Genomic DNA, 18676 nt, shown 5'->3' on the forward strand with positions numbered 1-18676 from the left:
TTGTGGCTACCGCCATCTGGCAAAGCGGCCTAGGGCAAAAGGTGCAAGGCTTACGATTGGACTACGCCCGGCCACGAGGTCGGCCACGAGACACGCTGTCATCGGTGCGGATGCCAAGCCTATATGCCCGTGGCCGAAGGCATAGACAATGTCCGCCGACAGAGAAGACAGGTCTATTACGGGCAAGCCGTCCGGGGTCGAGGGACGATGCCCCATCCAGCGTGACACCGTGCGATCCTTGAGATTGTCGCGCACCGACGGATAGGTCGCGGCCGCCTGTTCCAGCAACACGTCGGCGCGACGCCAGTTGGGTGACGCTTCGACCGTGGCGATCTCCACCTGGCCCGCGATCCGCAAGCCTGCGCGAGTTGGCGTGTTGGCGGACTTGCTGTCGCTCGTCATGACTGGGATGGAGGGACCTGCACGCAAGGACTGCGCGACGACATGATAGCCCCGCTCGCTGCGCAAAGGGACATTATCCCCGCAAGCACGTGCCAGCATGCGTGAATGGATGCCGGCACAGACCACCGCTGCATCACACGCGATTGGACCGGCATCGGTTTCTATTGCCTTCAGCCGTCCTCCCAAAACAGTGAAGCCGGTCGCGGCTGCAGGCACGAGTTGCCCGCCCATCGCGAGCATATGATCCTTGATCGCCTCAACATATACGCCAGGGTCGATGCAATGCGCACCACTGGAAACAAAGGCACCGAAACCATACTGGGCGCCGAGCGACGGCTCGAGTTCATGCAGCGCGGCCCCCTCGAGTTCCGTCCACTGCACACCATTTTGTTTCCTCAGGCGCCAAGAAAGCTCATCACGCCCAAACGCATGACGGTCCGGATAAGCATAAAGCAGCCCGCTTGACACGATCATCTCCGGTCGACCGATCTCTTCGGCAAGGCGGCTATGCCGCGACGGTGCATCCGTTAGCAGCGATGCCAATATCCTTGCGGTGCGCTCAACCTTGGCTTCGGTGAATCCGGCCCAGATGAAGCGAAGCAACCATGGCAGCATGGCCGGAAAATGACGCCACCGGATCGTCAACGGGCCGTTCGAATCGAGAAGGTAGCCGGGCACCTTCTTCCAGGTACCGGGCACCGACATGGGAATCACAGAACCCGGACTTATCCACGCACCATTTCCGAAACTTGCCGCTTGCTCACCGCCAACAGGGCCGGGCTCGATCAGGGTGACGCGATGCTTCTCGGCTGCCAGCGCCGCGGCAACACAGGTCCCAACGATTCCGCTGCCAATAACTGCTATATGTTTGGTCATCATCATTCCGCGAATTACAATTCTGAGAGGACACGGGCAGTCTGCCATATCGTGTATTCACTCACCCGAATGCCTAGCCCAGGCCCGTCCGGCGCGACGACATGGCCGTTACGGTTGAGGATCTTCTCCTCCAGCACATCCTCGGTCAGCACATGGTGGTGCATGTAGAAGAACGGCCTCATTCTTTGTATGTGAGCCTTCACTGGCTTCTCCAAAAAATGCGCGCAAATCCGCTACCCGCACGAAGCTGGATGTGCGGGGTTGGTAGACTTGCTAAAGATGTGCTCTAGGCGGTTGCTGCAGATACGCTGCCCGGCCTCATCGAAGCGCAGGGCAGCAGTTCAAAACCGATATGCCGTTCGAGTCCCTCTGCGATATCGAGCAGAGCGGCTTCGCTTCCCCTGCGGCCGAGGATCTGCAACCCGATCGGCAGGCCTTCCTTCGAAAGGCCGCACGGCAGCGTCACCGAAGGAAGCTGCAGGAAATTGGCCAGAATGTTGATGTTCAGGTCTCCCATGAAATAAAAGCGGTCGACTGCCGCCAGCTTGCCCGGCGGGTTCAGGGAAACGGGCAACGCCACGAACTCGACCCGGTCGAAGAGTTTTGTCGTTGCGTGGTAAAGCTCATCGCGCAGGGAGATGGCTGCCAAGTAGTCATCCACCTGGACGGCTTCCCCGGCCAGCGTCCTGGTGCGGAAGACGGTGCCATAGTCTTGGTAGCGCTCACGAACGGCTCCTGAGTGGTTCGCGGCAACCTCGGCCATCATGGCAACGGACGCGGCGGCATGGACGAGCTCCAGCGAAGGTAGGCGGACCTGTTCAACGCGACCGCCGCCGCCCTCGACCAGCGCGCCGACACCGTCGTAAGCCGCACTCACCTCGGCGTTGATACGGCCTTCCAAGCCCCATTCGGCTACGGCCATCCCAAGGCGGACCCCGCCGATGTCGCCTCTTCTGTATCTGACGCTGGCACCTGTGGCATCAAAGGTCTGCTCGGCAACGCATTCATAGACCGCGCGGCAGTCCTGCGCATTTCGGGCCATCGGTCCGACGTGATCCATGGTTATGCTCAGTGGACGAACGCCGCGCTTGGAAATGGCGTCATAACCGGGCTTCAATCCGACGACGCCGCAGTGACCGCTGGGCAAGCGGATAGACCCTGCAGTGTCGGTGCCGATCGAGGCCAAGCAGAGGCCCGCAGCAACTGACACACCGGAACCGCTGGACGACCCGCCGGGAAAGTATTCTGGATTCCAGGGGTTCCGGGCTGGAGGAAAGGGAAGGTCGAAGGAAGGGCCGCCGAACGCGAATTCGTGGCAGTTGGCCTTCCCGACGACAATGGCATCGGAAGCGCGTAGATGGGCGACAACGTCGGCGTCTTGTGCCGGCACTTTTCCGAGAGCGGAATGCGAACCGCTCGTCGTCGCAATTCCCCTGACGTCTATGATATCCTTGACCGACAAAGGTACCCCCGCGAGCGGGCCCAGCAATTCGCCCTTGTTGACCTTGTCGTCGATGGCACGGGCTTGGGCGAGTGCGCCGTCTGTATCGATGGATGTATAGGCGGACAGGGTCGCCTGGCTCGCTTCGATCCGATCAAGGTAGTACCGAGTCGCATCAACGGCCGAAAGGCGACCACCTGATATGGCGCCTCTCAGCTCCGGAATCGTCAGAGTGCCGATGTCATTCATGATGGGTGTCCTCCCCCGACGGCACATCCTGCGCGACGGGACGCGCCGTCTTGACGAGGTCGATCATCACTTCCAAGAGCCTGCGGCCTCGTACGAGCTCGGTCTTCTCTTCATCGGTGACATGCGGGGGCAGTTCTGCCGGCCTATGACGCTCGATCATGCCAAGGGTTCCTACGTTGCGAACGCATCGACGGCCGCAAGGATGCGGCCGCCGACATTGACCGATTAGAGGTCGAGGCCTTCCGGAATGGTCGAGGCGGACACGCCGATCGCTTCCATATTCTTGATGACCATCTCGCGGATCCCACCGATGTTCTTCTGGTAGTTGATCCAGACATTGACGAAGTCGCGCCAGGTTGCTCTGTCTTCACGGCGGAAGCCGCCGTTGGTGGACGCGCCATAGGCGGGTTGCGGAACGGTGAGCGGGCCAAGCTGCGGGTTCTTCTGCACCATCGTCAGCGCAAGGAATACGTCCACGATCTGGCAGTCAGCACGGCCTGCCTGGACAGCGGCCACGCCCTCGTCGACCGACTTGAAACGCATGACATTGGCATTCGGGCAGAGGCGGGTGACGATCTGGTCATGGGACGAACCGACATCGACGGCGATCGTCACTGAGGCATTGTTTAGCTCGGCCCAGTTTGTTCCTTCGAAACCCTTCTTGCGGATCATGGCGAAGGCGCTCATGAATAGCGAACTGCAGAAGTCCACCACGATCGCGCGCTTTGGCGTCGGCGACATGCCGAAGAAGAGGTCGATTTTGTCGGCCTCCAGGTCCAGGACGGCATTGCCCCAGGTCGTCTCCACGATTTTCAGCTGCGCGTCGAAGGTCGCGGCGATGTCCTTGGCGAAGTCGACGCAGAAGCCCCTCCACTCCCCGCTGGAAAGGTCCTTGTAGGTGAACGGCGCACCGCCGGCCACGGCGCCCAGGCGAAGCTCCTTCGTCCGGGCGATGCGGTCCATGACAGCCTCCCTGCCCGTATCCTGGGCAGAGGCGGCGGCAGCCGGAATCGCGATCGCCGACAAGGCAAGCCCTGCCGTCAACAGGTCACGTCGATTGGTCATAGTCATGCTCCTACTTGCTCCCACTTTATTGTTTCGGATGGTGGTGCGGCCGGCAGGCCGCATGCAGACGACCCCACTCCCAGCGGGCAGTCCTGCATTCTGTGATGCACCAGACTATCCAACTTCCTTTCGATGGAAATGGGCCAGGAAGGCGCGTGTCGCGGGGTTCTGCGGCTGGTCGATGACGAGGTTCGCCGGGCCTTCCTCCACTATCACGCCGTCACGCATGAAGATGACCTTGTCCGCAACTTCCCGGGCGAAGGCCATCTCATGGGTAACGATCACCATGGTCATGCCATCGCGCGCCAGCGAGCGCATCACCGACAGCACCTCGCCGACGAGTTCGGGGTCGAGTGCGGAGGTCGCCTCGTCGAAGAGCATGACCTCCGGCTGCATGGCCAGGGCGCGGGCGATCGCAACGCGCTGCTTCTGGCCTCCGGAGAGCCGGCTGGGGAACTCCTTCGCCTTGTCCGGCAATCCCACCTTCGACAGCAGCTCCATGCCGAGGGCGTCCGCCTCCGCCCTAGGCATCTTGCGCACAGTCATCGGGGCTTCGACGACGTTTCCGAGAACAGTCAGATGCGGAAACAGATTGAAGTGCTGGAACACCATCCCAGTATTGGCACGGAAACCTGCCAGCTTGTATTTGGAGGGCTGGGCTGTGCCCGGACTGAACGAAAAACGGTTCTGGCCGATGCGGATGCTGCCCTGGTCGGGCGTCACCAGCAGGTTGAGGCAACGCAGCAGCGTCGACTTGCCCGACCCCGACGGGCCGATCAGGGCGACCACGCCGCCGGACTCAATCGTAAGGTTGATGTCACGCAGGACATGAAGGGGACCGAAACTCTTGCGCAGGCCGCTGACTTCGATCTTTGGTTCGCTGGCCATGGCTCAATCCCTCACTGAAAGCTTTTTCTCGCCGTAGCGCGCCAACGCCGTCAACGGGAAGAGGATCGCCAGATATGCGAGCGCAACGGCGGTGTACACTTCAAGCGGCTTGTAACTGTCATGGGCGATGATCTGACCCTGATAGAGCAAGTCCGGCACGGCGATGATCGAGATCAGGGACGTGTTCTTGAGCTGGATAATCGACTGGTTCAGCATCGGCGGCGCCATACGCTTGAGCGCCTGCGGCAGGACCACCTTCTTCATGATCTGGAGGGGCGTCATACCCAAGGCCATGCCGGCCTCGCTCTGGCCGACATCGATCGATACCACGCCACCGCGGATGATCTCGGCGTAGAACGCGCCGCCGTATAGAGAGAGAGCAAGCAATCCGGCGGATATGCCAGACAGTTCTATCCCCGACAGGATTGGCAGCGCGTAGTAGATCCAGATCAGTTGGACCAGCAACGGTGTGCAGCGGAACAGTTCTACATAGGTGGCTGCAATGAACCGGAGCACCGCGAACCGCGACAGCATCATCAGCCCCATGACCAGGCCGGCGATGATACCTAGGACGACGACAGCGATCGTAAAACCGATCGTGACGCCGATGCCTTCGGCAAGCAGATATCGATAGCTCCAGAGGAACTGGAAATCCCAAGCATACATATTGTTCGATCCGCTGTTGCGCCGGCTATACCGAGGCCATTTCTTCAAGTGCGACGGGGTTCACACCTGTTTTCTTCAACCATGAATAGACGGGGGGTAGGCGATTCGCGATGGATTCGACAACAACATCGATGAAGCATGGGCCGTCATGGTTGAAGGCTTCGACGACAGCGCTATCGAACTCCTCGGGGGTCTCGACCCTGAACGAACGGATGCCATAGACCGCGGCAAGCTTGTCCATACTGTAGGCATTGAAATCGACACTGAATGTGCCGTCATTCGCTTGCCCCGTGCCCGTCACACGCTGCAGCGCCTTGATCCAGCCGAAGCAGGCATTGTTGAAGTGAACCAGCACCGCCGGAATGTTCAGGCGGGACAGGGTCTCCAGTTCGCCGGCCGACATCCCGAGCGAGCCGTCGCCAAACAGGCCGACGGGGCGAACATCCGGCGCAGCGTAGTAGGCACCGATCACAGCCGGAATCGCATAGCCCAGTCCGCCGAAGAAGCGGGGGATGACGAGCCGCGACTGGTTGTCCCGGAACTTCAGGAAGCGGGTGGAATAGGGTGTGGGCGTGCCGGCATCGGAAATGACGTTGCAGGGCGTCGGCAGATGCCGGTTGAGCGTCTCTATGACAAATTCCGGCCGGATGGGTACACTCTCTTGCGCGACCATCGAGGCAACGTGATCCCAGAACTCCTTGCGGCGCTCGTTGATGTCATCAACCCAGGAGGACAGTTGCGGACGATATTGCGGACCAACCGCATTGAGCATGGCCTCGAGCACCGCGCGGGCATCGCCGGAGATGGGGAAGTCGACCTCATAGGTGTTGGCAATGGTTTCGGGGTCCAGATCGATCTGTACAATTTTGCATCGGGTATCCTGGGCCGGGCGCTGCCAGTTCATGGTGGCGACGGAGCCCATGCGGCAGCCGACGTAGACGACGAGATCGGCATTCTCCAGCGCCCACAAGGCGTGCGGGTGGAACCCGTTGTCGCCGATAATGCCGATGCTGAGGTCGTGGTCGTCGCGAACGGCACCTTGACCTGTGATCGTTGTAACGACCGGAATATGCATGCGTTCGGCAAAGGCTGTCAGCGCGAGGGAGGCGCCGGAGCGGTTCAGGCCCCCGCCGGCAACGATCAGCGGTTTGCGCGCGCCCAGCAGCGCGGTCATCGCCTCCGCCATGGCGTCGGGCTGCGGCTGAACGCGATAGGAAGGTGCAACGCGGCACTGCGGTTCGACATGCAGGGAAACGTTCGCCTCCGGCATCTCCTCGTAGAGTATGTCCTCGGGCAAGGCGAGCACGGCTGCACCAGGGCAGCCCGCGGTGGCGTGACGGAAAGCGCGCCGGACGATTTCGGGCAGCTTGGCGACGGACGGGAGGGTCTCGACATGCTTGGCGACGGGACGGAAGAGCTCCGCGATCGGCAGTTCCGTCAGGGTGCCCCTCCCCACGCCGGCGCGGGGAATGTCGTTGACCAGCAGGATCACCGGTACGGACGACTTGTTGGCCTCCGCCACGCCAGGCAGCGCATACATGGCCCCAGCACCGCTCGGTACTTCCGCGACAGCCGGCTTGCCCGAAATCCGCGCATAGCAATCGGCCATGAAAAGGGCCGAGCGCTCGTCGCGGCACAGCACATGGCGCGGCGCGCCTTCCACGGACTTGAGCGCGCCGTAGAGGGCGACGTTCGTATCTCCGGGAACGCCGAAAATAACCTCGACGCCATAGTCAGAGAGCATTTTTACGAGGGCTGCCGCACCATTCATTTCAAAACCCGTATCCGCGATTGCACAGTGAGGTTAAAGCTGGCATAGGCGTCGCGGGCATGTCGATACAAGAAACTGGAACACGCTTCTGCGAAATTTTGTAGTCTGCAGAGGCGGTAAGCGAGTATCCATCCTCGGGCAGGCAGCTCTTCGGTTGCACCGGCGCGGCATCCAGTAACCGTGCAGGTGGCCCAGTACATATGCGGATAGGAGCAAAATGGCTAAGCCAAGCCTGACACTGGTCCAGACCTTCTATCACCTCGCGAAACACGGTTCTTTCTCGGCGGCTTCGCGCGAACTGAACCTGAGCTACCAGTCGGTAGCAAATCATATCCGCAGGCTTGAACAAATACTTGAGAGTAAGCTTATTGTTTCCGAACAAGGCGCGAAGCGAATTACACTAACACCGAAGGGAACTATATTATTTAATATATTGAATCCGGAGCTCGATGTCATGCTCGAGCGGATCAAGACCTTGATCGACAAGCAACGCGCAGTCATCCGGATTGGTGTACCCCAAGGATTCTTCCTCCATATGTTTCCGAACATAATTTCGCAGTTCCGGACAAAATACCCGGACTACGAACTGGCGTTTTACGAGCGTGATACCGCCCTCTCCGACCTCGTCAGAAACGGCGATGTCGACGTGCTCATCTCCGAGCGGTACTTCGGCGATCCCATCCTGTCTCAGCGGCTTCTCGGCAGCTACAAGCTCAGCCTAGTCTACCCGGCGTCTTGGGGTGCTCCAGCATCGCGGGAAGATGTCGTCGAATGGATCAGGGGGCGCCCTTTTGTAACGCATGAGCCCGGGCAGACCCTACGTAACCTTGCCCTTGATTTTCTCAAGCTCAAAGGCATAGATATTGCCTCACCCATTTCGGTTTCCAGCAGCACGAGCGTGAAGCGCTGCATCGAAGAGGAGTTCGGTTTCGGCATCCTCCCTGCATGGAGCGTGCACCCCGGAGACACCCGCGCCCGCAGCATTGACCTCGACGATCTGGCATCGGTGCAAGTTTATTTCGGGATGGCAAACTTCATGCAAGACAATCCAGCCGTTCTGCACTTGTACGAAGCCTGTCAGCATGAGTTCATGACAGCAACAAAATCTCCAATTCTCGAATATTATTGAAGGTGATGCCAAACTGCCTGCGCTTATGACTGCGCACGTGCCTGCATTCGAGCGGTGGCGTTTGCAACTAACTGCAGTCGAATCATGACTGCCGATTACCAGCCAACAGATCCAGTTAATCTGGCATCAATCAACGTCACATAAGCGCGGACCAACACCACCAGCCACGTAGCAGATCTGAATGAACGAGGTCTTGCGTGCATCTAGCCAATGCAGATTTTGAGATATCCCCTTTCGGCAGCATCAATGCCGAGACCAACACTCGATAAGACCAGCCGGAAGTCCGTTGTTGTCTCGTTGATGTCGGCCTACCGAAGCCACTGCGATCGGTCGCTCTCAGCTTGCTCGCAGCGCCGATGATGAAACGCCCAAGTTGCGCCGCCTGGAACGTTCTAATTACCTGACTTCCCGAGATAAATGCCTGATTTCTGTGCCGAGCAAAGGTTCGTTGCGAAGAGCTTTGGGAAGCTGACAGCCTACCATTACATCATACCCGCGAATGGTGCGCAGCCACCGGCGAGTTTGGCCAGTGTGTCAAGCCGCGTTCAGGCCAAGAAGCCTCTCGATTTCCATTGCAGCCCTAAATCGGCTCGCAACGATCCTGGCACCTACGAATTGCGGTCAAGATTGCGCTACCAGCAAGCCACTATCGATCAACGGCTTCGCAATTTTGACGGCATCCCACATCGGCACTCCGATGATGTCCGCGATTTCCAGCAATGAACGTGCGCCATCACAATAAGAAATGAGATTCATCATGCTTCGCACCGCGTCGGCACTGCCCCGGGCGCTCACCGTGGGATAAAGGCCCACGGCGCCCCAACTGAGGCTCGCCAAAGACAGAAACCTTCAGGGTGACGTTGTGCTCGATACCCTCGATCGCCCTTTTTCAGGGCCTCGAAGCCTCCGGCCAATCCCGTCGGCGTCACCAGCGTCAGATCGTCCAGCGAGGTATGATATTCCGGATATGCACCATACTTGCTGCGCGCGATTGTCGCCACCGGCAAATCAATACCGGGCGCACAGTACTGACGTTCGTCACTCCCACGATCAAGCCGAGTATAACTGACAAAATGCGCGTAGGGGCCTTGATAGGGACCCTGTCTTACCAACGGTTCTCCGCCAGCCGTTTCCAGCACCACGACAGGCTTCAGGGTTCCATCTCGAATCTCGGCCCAGGGAACGTCCTTCAGTGCCCACACCAGTACGCTTCCCGCAATCAGGAGGCAGGCAAGAAAGGTCAATCCCAAAGTGGCTTTCGGCCAACCTGCATTAAGCCATGCGTGCCGGCCGCTCGTGATGATCTTCGTCAGAAGACCACGAATGCCACCTCCTGTCTTGGCCAGAGCAGTCGCGAACCACTTGCCGAGATCGTGGACAATTGATGTGGCTCCCGGCTGGGTTAATTCCTTGAATTTCGCCCTCAAACAGGAAGCGGTCGTCTTGGCGCGAGCCCGTAGCACCCTGGAAGTCGCTTGCAGATCATGGCCGAGAGCAATCAGTAAATTGTGCGCTGCCTGTCTGCTCTGGTCGAACGGTCTGCGAGATTGCTGCGGCTGGTCGGCTTGGGGGCTTGAGCCCTCGGTGGATGCGTGCGCCTCAACGTCGTCGGCCGTGGGGTCAGGGCTTATTGGAGGTTTGGCGGCTCTACCTGAGCCACGGCACATCGGGTCGAGGATTCGGGAGGGCGTGGCATCGGTTACCGCTTAAAAGGCTCTTCCCGGATATAGCGCGACTTTGTGGGGTGGCAACGCCGCGACCAGAGCCGGCGGGATCGGTTTCGCGCCGATCTCACCAATCTGACCGGGCTGTGAGCGACCTCTCCGATGTCGGCGTCAGGGCAGCTGGGGCAGCGTGTCGAGGCGATCGATCACCGGCACACCGAGCGGCTCGAAATGGCGTGTGTTCCTTGTCAGAACGGTGAGCCCGTGCAACTGCGCCGTTGCCGCGATAGCGATTTCTTCGAAACCAGGGTTGTGCGCACGGGCATGATCAAGATTGGCGCCGGCCACATTCGCGCATTTCAGGTCAAATGCCAGCAACCTCTCCGAATAGAGATACTCGATGGCGCTCCACCAGTCGTGAAGGGCGCGCGCTTTCGTCGTCGCACCTTAGTGTTGTGCCTTTGCGATGCCCGCCGCAACCTCTGCCGCCGAAACGACGGAGAGAAACAGATATGGACTGGCGCGGTCCAGCCAATTGACCAGGGCGCCCTTCCTTCCCCGCTTCGACGGCGCGGGCGCCGAAATGACGTTGGTGTCGACGAGGAACATCAGAAGTCGACGGCGCGGTGCGGCTTACTGGTCCGCGTCGGAATATCGATTTCGTCGCCGGGAAAAGCGCCCAGCAACCGGCCGAAGCTCGGCACATGCGACAGCTTCTCGTATTCCCGATAGGACACGACGGCTTCCTTCCTACCGTGCCGGGTAATCACGGCTGGATTGCCACGAAGCGCTTGATCGACGACGGCCGACAGCGTCGCTTTGCGGCTACAGCGCTTGCTCGCGTAGTTTCAATTTAGAACTCAACAAATGCTGAATTCCGTTAGAGCATCAGCGAGCCAATAGGCGTGTCAGAAAGTAAAGGTTGCCGCCGAGCTCGGAAATCACAAGCCGCCGCGCGTCCCAGGCGAGGACGGACACCGGACGCGTCAGACCGTCGAGGATGACCTCCCGGGAGAGCGGCGTCTTTCCGAGCTTGAGCAATCGCCCGCTACCCTTCTGGAATCCCTCTTTCTGGTCATAGATCCCGTGTTCGAGAACAAGCATCCCTCCATCACTATCGAAAGTAATGCTCACGGGTGCATTGAGTCCTTCGACTGCAAGCTGCGGCTTTGACGTCCCGCCGGCCTCGGGTGTCGACACGACCTTCCCGGCGCCCGCAAGGAATGGAAAGCCGCCGAACAGTGTCACATATAGGCGGCCGTCGCGACGGGCAATTCCGGTCGGAACGGCGTCGACTTCATAGCTTTCGTCCTTGGAAAACTCGGTCGGTGAAAGGCTGCGCAGCGTCGTAGCCGCCGCTTCCATGCGTTGGAACGATAAGAGCGTTTCTTTCCGGCCATCCGCCGACACGCGTTCGACGCTGTTTTTTGCGGAGTCGATTACGTAGTAGGTTTCACCGACCACCACGAGGTCGAACGGATTCCAGAAATCGCTACTGATGACACGGGCTTGATCCGCTGCGTCGATCGCGATGAGTGCATGGTCAAACGGGCTCTCGCCGGAATTGACCGGCGTCCACCCCTGGGCAACGATGAGAGAACGGCCGGCGCGGACGACACGGTAGGGACCGGTCGGGTCACCGATGACGTCGAGGCCATGGGGCAGGACCGGTCCGAATGCGACAAGCCTGCCGTCCGGGCCACGCCGGTAGAGCCGGCCGCTGGCGAGATCGGTCAAGAGCAATGCATCGCCGTCGCGCGACAGGCCGCCGAAGACGGCGCCTGGCACGGTGACCGTCTCGAGCCGATAGCCGGGAGCGACCGAAGGATCGGCGCCAGCACCAGCACCAGCGATCAGAAGCAAAAAACCTGTGACGATTGTCAGGGCGCGGAGCGAACGCATCGGAAACCACCATTGGCGGAAAAACGGAATTCCGGATCATAGGCCAGGCGATAGGTCGTCGTCAGGTGTTTCGGATCGCTGTTCCAGGAGCCGCCGCGCAGCACGCGATAGGTCCCGGCGCTGGTCGCTGTTGCCTCTGCTCCATATGGCGCATAGACACCGCTGGTCCATTCCCAGACATTGCCGACAAGATTGAGCACCCCCTCCTCACTTGCGCCCTCGGCAAAGGAGTCTGCTGGCGCTGTCATCTGATAGCCGTCGCTTTCGTCGCCCGAGCAGCAGATTTTCGCACCCGCGTTTGCCTTCTTATCGTCCGGCGCGGCTGCGCCCCACGGGAACGCGGCACCTGCCGGTCCCCGCGCAGCCCTCTCATATTGCTGCTCCGACGGCAGCACCAATCCATAGTAGCGGCAGAAAGCGTCCGCATCCATCCAACTCACGCCGACGACGGGGCGGTTGTCCAGTCCCAGGAGCGGGTGGCTTGCGTAGAAGGCCGGGCGGTGGCCAGTCGCATCGACGAAGCGTCGATATTGCCCATTGGTAATCTCGGTGCGGTTGATCGCAAACCCCTGCGCTTCGATCCGTTGGCGCGGGTGTTCGTTTTCAGGGCCATCGTCACGCCCAAAGACAAATGCACCGGCGGGAATTTCGATCAACGGATTGCCGGCGATCGGACCGACATCGGCAGTTGTCGCGCCGAAGCCGACCATGACCACCATCGCTGCCGTCCACATGTCAGAAGTCAACACGATCCTGCGTCTCTCCATCGAACAGAAATACGCGATTGGTCGCGACCTTGACCCCGATCTGCTGGTCAATCTGGCCGGGGAAGTTCTTGTCGGCGCGCAAGGTCATGAGTTGGCCGCCCAACCGCACGCTGACAAGCGTGTTCTCGCCGGTGAGTTCGACCGCAAAGATCGGCGCAACCAGATTGACGTCGGCTTCGTCGGCCTCGACCGCATGGGCATCCTCCGGACGGACCCCGAGCACGGCGGGGGAGAGGTTTGCGCGCCCGACACCCGCCACCTGCAAGCCGCCACTGGAGAATACCCCGTCCCTCACCTCTCCCGGTATGAGGTTCATCGGCGGTGAACCGATGAAGCCGGCGACAAAAAGCGTACGCGGATCGTTGTAGATTTCCCTCGGCGTTCCCAGTTGCTCGATCATTCCCTTGTTCATCACGGCGACGCGGTGGGCCAGCGTCATCGCCTCGATCTGGTCATGGGTGACATAGATGGTCGTGACCTGCAGTTCATGTTGAAGGTGCTTCAGTTCCGCGCGCATCTGGGTGCGGAGCTTGGCATCGAGGTTGGACAGCGGCTCGTCCATGAGAAACACGCGCGGGGTGCGGACGATGGCGCGGGCCAGCGCCACGCGCTGGCGCTGGCCGCCGGAGAGCTCCTTCGGCAGGCGGGACAACATCGACTCGAGTTCCACCCGTCGCGCTACCTCGGCTATGCGTCGCTTGCGCTCAGCCAGTGGTATTTTGCGGATCTTGAGCGGATAGCCAATGTTGTCCTCTACAGTCAGATGCGGATACAAGGCGTAGGACTGGAAGACCATCGCGACGTCGCGATACTTGGGCAGGATGCCGTTGATGCGGTCCGCGCCGATGTAGATGTCGCCCGAGGTGGCTTCCTCTAGGCCGGCGACCATCCGCATCGTCGTCGTCTTGCCGCAACCGGAGGGTCCGAGCAACACGAGAAATTCCTTGTCCCTGATGTCGAGGTTGAAGTCAGCCACCGCGACGAACTCACCGAATTTCTTGTAGACGTTCTTGAAGGTGACGGACGCCATGATGTCACCCCTTCACCGCGCCGAGGGACAGCCCCCGGACGAGGTGCTTCTGGACGATCAGCGCGAAGACGATGATCGGGACGCTGGCGAGGAAGCCGGCGGCGCTGATCTCGCCCCAATGGGTGGTGTATTGGGTCACCCGGCCGGATATGCCGACCGGCAGCGTCATCGACCGCTCCGTCTGGGTCAGGATCAGCGCCAGCAAAAACTCGTTCCAGGAAAGGATCAGGCTGAAGATCGCCGTCGCAGCTATGCCCGGCCGCGCCAGCGGAAGGGCAATCCGAAGAAAGGCGCCCCAGCGCGTGTCTCCATCAACCATCGCGGCCTCCTCCAGCTCCGGTGGAAGATCCTGAAAATAGCTCTTCATCATCCAGGTCACGAAAGGAAGGTTGAAGGCAGTGTAGGCCACGACGACGGCGAGCTTGGTGTTCAATAAGTTGAAAAAATTGAAAAAAATGAACAGCGGGATGATCGTCACGATCGGCGGCATCATGCGTGTCGACAGGATCCAGAACGAGATCTGGTAGCGCCAGCGCCCAGGATACTGGAAGCGAGCCAGGGCGTAGCCGGCCATGGTGCCGAAGATCAGCGAGACGATCGTCGTCGCCATCGCGATGATCAGGCTGTTGAATGCATAAATCAGAAATGGCTGCCCTATGAAGGCCGCCTCATAGTGCTTGAGGGTCGGTGAAAAATTGAACCACACCGGAGGCACGGCGAAGATGTCGATATCGAGCTTGATCGAGTTCTGGGCGAGCCAATAGACGGGGAACACGGTGATGAACAGCGCCAAGGCCATCGTCAGATAGGCCAGCGTAGGGAGTATCCAGCCAATGGGGCGATGCCGTGGTCGCGTTTCCATCCAGTGCCTCCTCAGTCGACCAGTCGTAGTCGCTTGATGAACCAGGTGCTGAATCCGACCGTCACGAACAGCACCACCAGCGACACCGCTGCGGCATAGCCGATGTCGACGAATGTGAAGGCGATCTTGAAGATGTAGAGGCTGAGTGTTTCGGTCGCGCCCGCCGGCCCGCCGACGGTGAGAATGAACACCAGATCGAACAGCCGGAGCGCATCCATGATGCGGAGAAGCAACGCGATGGCGATAACCGGCTTCAGGAAGGGAATGGTCAGGTCCCAGAACTGCCGCCAGGCGGATGCGCCATCGACCTGTGCCGCCTCATAGGGTTCGCTCGGCAGGCTTGCCAGGCCGGCCAACATCAGCAGAAAGATGAATGGCGTCCACTCCCAAACGTCTGCCGCGATGATCGTTGCCATGGCGAGGTTGACGTCTCCGGCCCAGGCCTGGGAAGGCAGCCCCAGGCGGAACATCAGTTCGTTGAGGACGCCGAATTGCGGCTGATATATGAGCTTCCACGTCAGCGCGACGGCGATCGGCGGGATCATCATAGGGACCAGCAGGATGGTCTTGAGGAAGGTCAGCCGGCGGATGTATCTGTCGAAAAGCAGGGCAAGTCCAAGGCCGAGCAAGAATTCCAGCGTCACTGCCACGCTGGTGAAGACCACGGTGTTCTTGATCGCCAGGTGGAGTTCCGGGTCGGAGAGCATGCGCGTGAAATTGCCAAGCCCGATGAACTCGCGCGGCACATCCGGATCCGGACTGACCTTCTGTACCGCGGCGGTAAACATGTAGACGGTCGGAAAGAGCGTCAGCCCGGCGAGGATCAGGAGCGTCGGCGCCAGCATGAGAATGCGCAAGTGTCGCTCGCGCCAGCGCTCAAGGGCCGCACCAACGCTGGGCGTTCTGGTCATCCTCAGATCATTCCTCCCGTCTCGCATGTCGGGCCATACCCTCTGTGAGCACAGCGACGCCTCGACGCGTCGCCATCAACCGGGAAGCGGGAGCAACCCGCTTCCCGGTTGATCGGGAACCTGACAGCGCTCTATTGGCCGATGCCGGTGATCTTCTGAATCGCTGTCTGGGCGTTGGCGAGCGCCTGGTCCGGGCTCTCTGTCCCGGCGACCGCCTTGGAAAGTTCGATGCCGAGAGCGTTCTCGATCTCGGGCCACTTGGGATGGCGCGGCCGCGGCGTCGAGAAGTTGATCGCCTGCATCAGCGTCGGATAGTGCCGGAACTGCGGCTGCGACGTGAGTTCGGGATCGGTGAACACGGAGAAACGGACCGGCGGATTGCCGCGCGTGGCGGAAATCTTGATCTGCTCCGGCGATGTCGCCCAGACCATGAAATCGAAGGCTTCCTGCTTGTTCTTCGAAGCCGACATCACGCCCATCGTCCAGTGGCCAATCTCCGATGAGCCGGCATGCGTGCCGGCTGGCATCGGCGCGTAGGAGACCTTGCCGACCACCTGGCTCTGGCTTGGGTCTTCGAACGTGGCAACCCAGTTTGGCCAGTTGATCGATGAGGCGGCAATGCCCGACGTCATGGCGCGACCGACGTCCTCGGGGCCGAAGCTCTCGACGCCCTTCGGGGAGATCCCCTTGAGTGTCATGAACATCGTCATCGCGTCCTTGGCTTCCTTGGTGTCAAGCGTCACCTTGCTACGGTCGGCATTGAAGAGATTGGCGCCGTACGACCAAAGGATCGGCATGAAATCGGCAACCACATTGTTGCCCTGCCCGCCGCGGAACACGTAGCCGTAGTACCGTCCTCCGCCGGCGTCGGTGATCGCCTTGGCTGCCTTGTAGACATCGTCCCACGTTGCGGGCGCGCCGGAGACGCCGGCCTCGGCGAACTTGGCGCCGTCATAGAAGAACATCTGTGCATTGCCGACATAGGGAATGCACACGAATGGCCCAGTGTTGTACGGGTTGCGGCAGACCGCCAGCGACTTCGCCAGGAAGTCGTTGTCGGGACCAGGCACACCGAGCTTGGCGAAATATGGACTGAGATCCTCGAGATGGCCGTTTTCGGCGAAGAACGGGATCCACGGATCGTCCATCAGCACGATGTCGAACGCGCCCGATTTTGTCTGGCCGGCATTCGCTGCCTTCTCGAAAACGTTGGCGTAGGGCGCCTGTACGATTTCGACCTTCGAGCCCTTCATCTTCGAGTAGTCGGTGGCGGCAGCTCTAAGCCCGTCGCCCTCGCTGCCCGACGGCACGAGGATTGTGATGTCCGCCCACGCCGTGCCGCCGATTGCCATGGCGGATGCCGTTATGGCCAAGGTGAGAAGCAGTCTGCGAACCATTGCACACCTCCCGTTCCGAGCTGTTGTCCAATGGCCTTTTCGTAGAGGGCCTTACCCTATCCGGCATGGCGGAGGCGCCACCTCGACACCGATGCGACCCAATCTGCGACAAGTCGAAACGTTTTCCGGCATCTCCTCGATCCGGCCTAGCTCGTAAAAATAATCTTACCACAACGGGAGGGTTATACAGAGTGGTTGTATTAGTTTGGATAGACGGTGGACGGCGCTCCATTCAAAAGAAACTCCATCGAAAACGACCCTCACCGCGACGACCCAATTTCGTTTACCGCCGAGAATAGGATCGCCTGGCGGCAGCGAAGAGCCCCTCAACGTCCTCAACGCGCCCTCTGATCGAGCCTCTGTGACGATCAGGGAGGTCGAACCCAAAAGATGGCGTAATATCGCCAGCTGCGCAGCATCTCAGCACAGCGCCGGCTTCAGCCTGCGAGTGCGCGAGCGGCTTATGGAGGGTTTCATGAAGCAGCACGGGATCGGGATCGCTGGTGCGGGCATGATCGGCGCAGCACACGCCTTCGGCTACCGCACTCATTGCCCCCGGTTTGCGGATCGGCTGCGGGGTCTGCGTCTTGCCATCGTGGCGGACCCCAACGAGCAACTTGCCCAGACTCTTGCCTCAACCTACGGGTTTGAGGGAACCGCCACCGACTGGAAGACCGTCATGGACAACCCGGAGATTGGCATCGTCAGCATAGCCCTTCCAAACTTTCTTCATGTCAATGCAGTGGAAGCCGCGCTGCAGGCCGAAAAGCACGTTCTTTGCGAAAAGCCGCTGGCTTTGAATGCCGCCGACGCACGTCGTCTTTATGAAGCGGCAAAGGGAACAGATGTCTGCGCTGCAACGGTCTTCAACTACCGCCGCATTCCCGCCGTGACCGAGATCCGCGACAGGATTGCCGCCGGAGAGATGGGCGAGATCGTCAACATCCTCGTGCAGTTCCAGTGCGAATATGCCGCCGATCCACATCTGCCTCATTCCTGGCGCTACGAAAGGGATCGGGCCGGTTCGGGCGCTCTTGTCGACATTGGAACCCACGCGATCGACACGGCACGCTACCTCTGCGGCGAAGTCGACGAAATCGTCGGCGCGATCTCGAACATCTCGATCAAGGAGCGCTTCGTCGCCGCCGGCCCGACGGTCGGGCATGACAGGGTGGAACTGAGCACCGAGAAAAAGACCGTCGACAACGACGATGTGATGTCCGCCCTTCTGCGCTTTCGCAGCGGCGCGCAGGGCCTGTTTTCCTCAAGCCGTGTGGCCATCGGCATGGGCAACACGCTTTCATTCGAGGTCTTCGGGACGAAGGCAAGCGCAAAGTTCTCGACGAAACTCCTCAACCAGTATGAGATTGCGCGCTTCGACGGCTCGGGACAGACGCCATTCGCTATCGTCGCAAACCGGCCGTCCTCGCCAAATCTCAGACGCATGCTTCCCGTCCCCTATGACGGCGTCGGCGTGGGATACGCCGAAATCTTCGGTTTCATGATCAACGACTTCCTGACCGCAATCGCGGAACGCAAGCCGATCGCAAGCGGTACGCTGCTCGACGGGTTGCGCGTGGCGGAGATTCTCGACGCGATCCAACGGTCGGCCGACACGGGTACAGCGACGCGCGTCGAGCACGCGCCAGCCTGAGC

Annotated in this window: 19 protein-coding genes and 1 pseudogene; 2 read left to right on the plus strand and 18 right to left on the minus strand. The window is 60.3% G+C overall.

Annotated features, from left to right (window positions below; translation table 11 throughout):
• Positions 1 to 6: 6 nt before the first annotated feature.
• From AC1DDS_RS04025 to AC1DDS_RS04060, 8 genes are all read right to left on the minus strand, one after another.
• Positions 7 to 1278, minus strand: coding sequence for an NAD(P)/FAD-dependent oxidoreductase (locus AC1DDS_RS04025; protein WP_477477686.1), 1272 nt, complete (start codon positions 1276 to 1278; stop codon positions 7 to 9).
• 14 nt (positions 1279 to 1292) lie between these two features.
• On the minus strand, positions 1293 to 1481 hold the full coding sequence (locus tag AC1DDS_RS04030) for a hypothetical protein (RefSeq protein ID WP_477477687.1): 189 nt from the start codon (positions 1479 to 1481) through the stop codon (positions 1293 to 1295).
• A gap of 83 nt (positions 1482 to 1564) precedes the next feature.
• Entirely contained in the window at positions 1565 to 2968 is a 1404-nt protein-coding gene (locus AC1DDS_RS04035; protein WP_477477688.1) for an amidase, read from the minus strand.
• Positions 2961 to 3128 carry a hypothetical protein gene (locus AC1DDS_RS04040; protein WP_477477689.1) on the minus strand — a complete coding sequence of 56 codons (168 nt, stop codon included), beginning with the start codon at positions 3126 to 3128 and terminating at the stop codon, positions 2961 to 2963. Before AC1DDS_RS04040 ends, AC1DDS_RS04035 begins: the two co-directional genes overlap by 8 nt.
• A 65-nt stretch (positions 3129 to 3193) precedes the next feature.
• On the minus strand, positions 3194 to 4033 hold the full coding sequence (locus tag AC1DDS_RS04045; protein WP_477477690.1) for a transporter substrate-binding domain-containing protein: 840 nt from the start codon (positions 4031 to 4033) through the stop codon (positions 3194 to 3196).
• Positions 4034 to 4147: 114 nt separating this feature from the next.
• A complete protein-coding gene (locus tag AC1DDS_RS04050) occupies positions 4148 to 4921 on the minus strand; it encodes an amino acid ABC transporter ATP-binding protein (protein WP_477477691.1) in 774 nt (257 codons plus the stop codon).
• Between the two features lie 3 nt (positions 4922 to 4924).
• Positions 4925 to 5587, minus strand: coding sequence for an amino acid ABC transporter permease (locus tag AC1DDS_RS04055; RefSeq protein WP_477477692.1), 663 nt, complete (start codon positions 5585 to 5587; stop codon positions 4925 to 4927).
• A gap of 25 nt (positions 5588 to 5612) precedes the next feature.
• A complete protein-coding gene (locus AC1DDS_RS04060; RefSeq protein WP_477477693.1) occupies positions 5613 to 7358 on the minus strand; it encodes a thiamine pyrophosphate-binding protein in 1746 nt (581 codons plus the stop codon).
• Positions 7359 to 7575: 217 nt separating this feature from the next.
• Between AC1DDS_RS04060 and AC1DDS_RS04065 the strand changes: the two genes are divergently transcribed.
• Positions 7576 to 8487 carry a LysR family transcriptional regulator gene (locus AC1DDS_RS04065; protein WP_477477694.1) on the plus strand — a complete coding sequence of 304 codons (912 nt, stop codon included), beginning with the start codon at positions 7576 to 7578 and terminating at the stop codon, positions 8485 to 8487.
• Positions 8488 to 9108: 621 nt separating this feature from the next.
• Here the strand turns inward: AC1DDS_RS04065 and AC1DDS_RS04070 are convergent.
• The 10 genes and pseudogenes from AC1DDS_RS04070 to AC1DDS_RS04115 all read right to left on the minus strand — a co-directional run bounded on the left by AC1DDS_RS04070 (position 9109) and on the right by AC1DDS_RS04115 (position 17020).
• Positions 9109 to 9246 carry a winged helix-turn-helix domain-containing protein gene (locus tag AC1DDS_RS04070; protein ID WP_477477695.1) on the minus strand — a complete coding sequence of 46 codons (138 nt, stop codon included), beginning with the start codon at positions 9244 to 9246 and terminating at the stop codon, positions 9109 to 9111.
• Between the two features lie 32 nt (positions 9247 to 9278).
• Complete coding sequence (locus tag AC1DDS_RS04075; protein ID WP_477477696.1) at positions 9279 to 9914, minus strand: DUF4910 domain-containing protein; 636 nt, start codon at positions 9912 to 9914, stop codon at positions 9279 to 9281.
• Between the two features lie 408 nt (positions 9915 to 10322).
• A pseudogene (locus AC1DDS_RS04080) lies at positions 10323 to 10760 on the minus strand (PIN domain-containing protein).
• Positions 10760 to 10963 (minus strand): type II toxin-antitoxin system prevent-host-death family antitoxin, encoded by a 204-nt coding sequence (locus tag AC1DDS_RS04085; RefSeq protein WP_477477761.1) that lies wholly within the window; start codon positions 10961 to 10963, stop codon positions 10760 to 10762. Before AC1DDS_RS04085 ends, AC1DDS_RS04080 begins: the two are co-directional and overlap by 1 nt.
• Positions 10964 to 11039: 76 nt before the next feature.
• A complete protein-coding gene (locus AC1DDS_RS04090) occupies positions 11040 to 12053 on the minus strand; it encodes a ScyD/ScyE family protein (RefSeq protein WP_477477697.1) in 1014 nt (337 codons plus the stop codon).
• Positions 12032 to 12772: a formylglycine-generating enzyme family protein gene (locus tag AC1DDS_RS04095; RefSeq protein ID WP_477477762.1), complete on the minus strand. Its 741-nt coding sequence runs from the start codon at positions 12770 to 12772 to the stop codon at positions 12032 to 12034. The genes AC1DDS_RS04090 and AC1DDS_RS04095 overlap by 22 nt, the downstream gene beginning before the upstream one ends.
• Before the next feature lie 16 nt (positions 12773 to 12788).
• Positions 12789 to 13850 (minus strand): ABC transporter ATP-binding protein, encoded by a 1062-nt coding sequence (locus tag AC1DDS_RS04100; protein ID WP_477477698.1) that lies wholly within the window; start codon positions 13848 to 13850, stop codon positions 12789 to 12791.
• A 4-nt stretch (positions 13851 to 13854) separates the two neighbouring features.
• Positions 13855 to 14712 carry a carbohydrate ABC transporter permease gene (locus AC1DDS_RS04105; RefSeq protein ID WP_477477699.1) on the minus strand — a complete coding sequence of 286 codons (858 nt, stop codon included), beginning with the start codon at positions 14710 to 14712 and terminating at the stop codon, positions 13855 to 13857.
• 11 nt (positions 14713 to 14723) lie between these two features.
• Positions 14724 to 15623 (minus strand): carbohydrate ABC transporter permease, encoded by a 900-nt coding sequence (locus AC1DDS_RS04110; protein ID WP_477477700.1) that lies wholly within the window; start codon positions 15621 to 15623, stop codon positions 14724 to 14726.
• A gap of 131 nt (positions 15624 to 15754) precedes the next feature.
• Positions 15755 to 17020: an ABC transporter substrate-binding protein gene (locus tag AC1DDS_RS04115; protein ID WP_477477701.1), complete on the minus strand. Its 1266-nt coding sequence runs from the start codon at positions 17018 to 17020 to the stop codon at positions 15755 to 15757.
• A gap of 475 nt (positions 17021 to 17495) precedes the next feature.
• On the opposite strand from AC1DDS_RS04115, the gene AC1DDS_RS04120 reads away from it, so the two are divergent.
• Positions 17496 to 18674 carry a Gfo/Idh/MocA family protein gene (locus tag AC1DDS_RS04120; RefSeq protein ID WP_477477702.1) on the plus strand — a complete coding sequence of 393 codons (1179 nt, stop codon included), beginning with the start codon at positions 17496 to 17498 and terminating at the stop codon, positions 18672 to 18674.
• Positions 18675 to 18676: the final 2 nt, after the last annotated feature.

It is taken from the genome of Mycoplana sp. 10N416 (assembly GCF_056394765.1).

Coding starts and splice junctions, on each gene's coding strand:
- AC1DDS_RS04025 (WP_477477686.1), bottom strand. CDS start 1,278: ATGACCAAACATATAGCAGTTATTGGCAGCGGAATCGTTGGGACCTGT.
- AC1DDS_RS04035 (WP_477477688.1), bottom strand. CDS start 2,968: ATGAATGACATCGGCACTCTGACGATTCCGGAGCTGAGAGGCGCCATA.
- AC1DDS_RS04040 (WP_477477689.1), bottom strand. CDS start 3,128: ATGATCGAGCGTCATAGGCCGGCAGAACTGCCCCCGCATGTCACCGAT.
- AC1DDS_RS04045 (WP_477477690.1), bottom strand. CDS start 4,033: ATGACCAATCGACGTGACCTGTTGACGGCAGGGCTTGCCTTGTCGGCG.
- AC1DDS_RS04050 (WP_477477691.1), bottom strand. CDS start 4,921: ATGGCCAGCGAACCAAAGATCGAAGTCAGCGGCCTGCGCAAGAGTTTC.
- AC1DDS_RS04055 (WP_477477692.1), bottom strand. CDS start 5,587: ATGTATGCTTGGGATTTCCAGTTCCTCTGGAGCTATCGATATCTGCTT.
- AC1DDS_RS04060 (WP_477477693.1), bottom strand. CDS start 7,358: ATGAATGGTGCGGCAGCCCTCGTAAAAATGCTCTCTGACTATGGCGTC.
- AC1DDS_RS04065 (WP_477477694.1), top strand. CDS start 7,576: ATGGCTAAGCCAAGCCTGACACTGGTCCAGACCTTCTATCACCTCGCG.
- AC1DDS_RS04070 (WP_477477695.1), bottom strand. CDS start 9,246: ATGATGAATCTCATTTCTTATTGTGATGGCGCACGTTCATTGCTGGAA.
- AC1DDS_RS04090 (WP_477477697.1), bottom strand. CDS start 12,053: ATGCGTTCGCTCCGCGCCCTGACAATCGTCACAGGTTTTTTGCTTCTG.
- AC1DDS_RS04095 (WP_477477762.1), bottom strand. CDS start 12,772: ATGGTGGTCATGGTCGGCTTCGGCGCGACAACTGCCGATGTCGGTCCG.
- AC1DDS_RS04100 (WP_477477698.1), bottom strand. CDS start 13,850: ATGGCGTCCGTCACCTTCAAGAACGTCTACAAGAAATTCGGTGAGTTC.
- AC1DDS_RS04105 (WP_477477699.1), bottom strand. CDS start 14,712: ATGGAAACGCGACCACGGCATCGCCCCATTGGCTGGATACTCCCTACG.
- AC1DDS_RS04110 (WP_477477700.1), bottom strand. CDS start 15,623: ATGACCAGAACGCCCAGCGTTGGTGCGGCCCTTGAGCGCTGGCGCGAG.
- AC1DDS_RS04115 (WP_477477701.1), bottom strand. CDS start 17,020: ATGGTTCGCAGACTGCTTCTCACCTTGGCCATAACGGCATCCGCCATG.
- AC1DDS_RS04120 (WP_477477702.1), top strand. CDS start 17,496: ATGAAGCAGCACGGGATCGGGATCGCTGGTGCGGGCATGATCGGCGCA.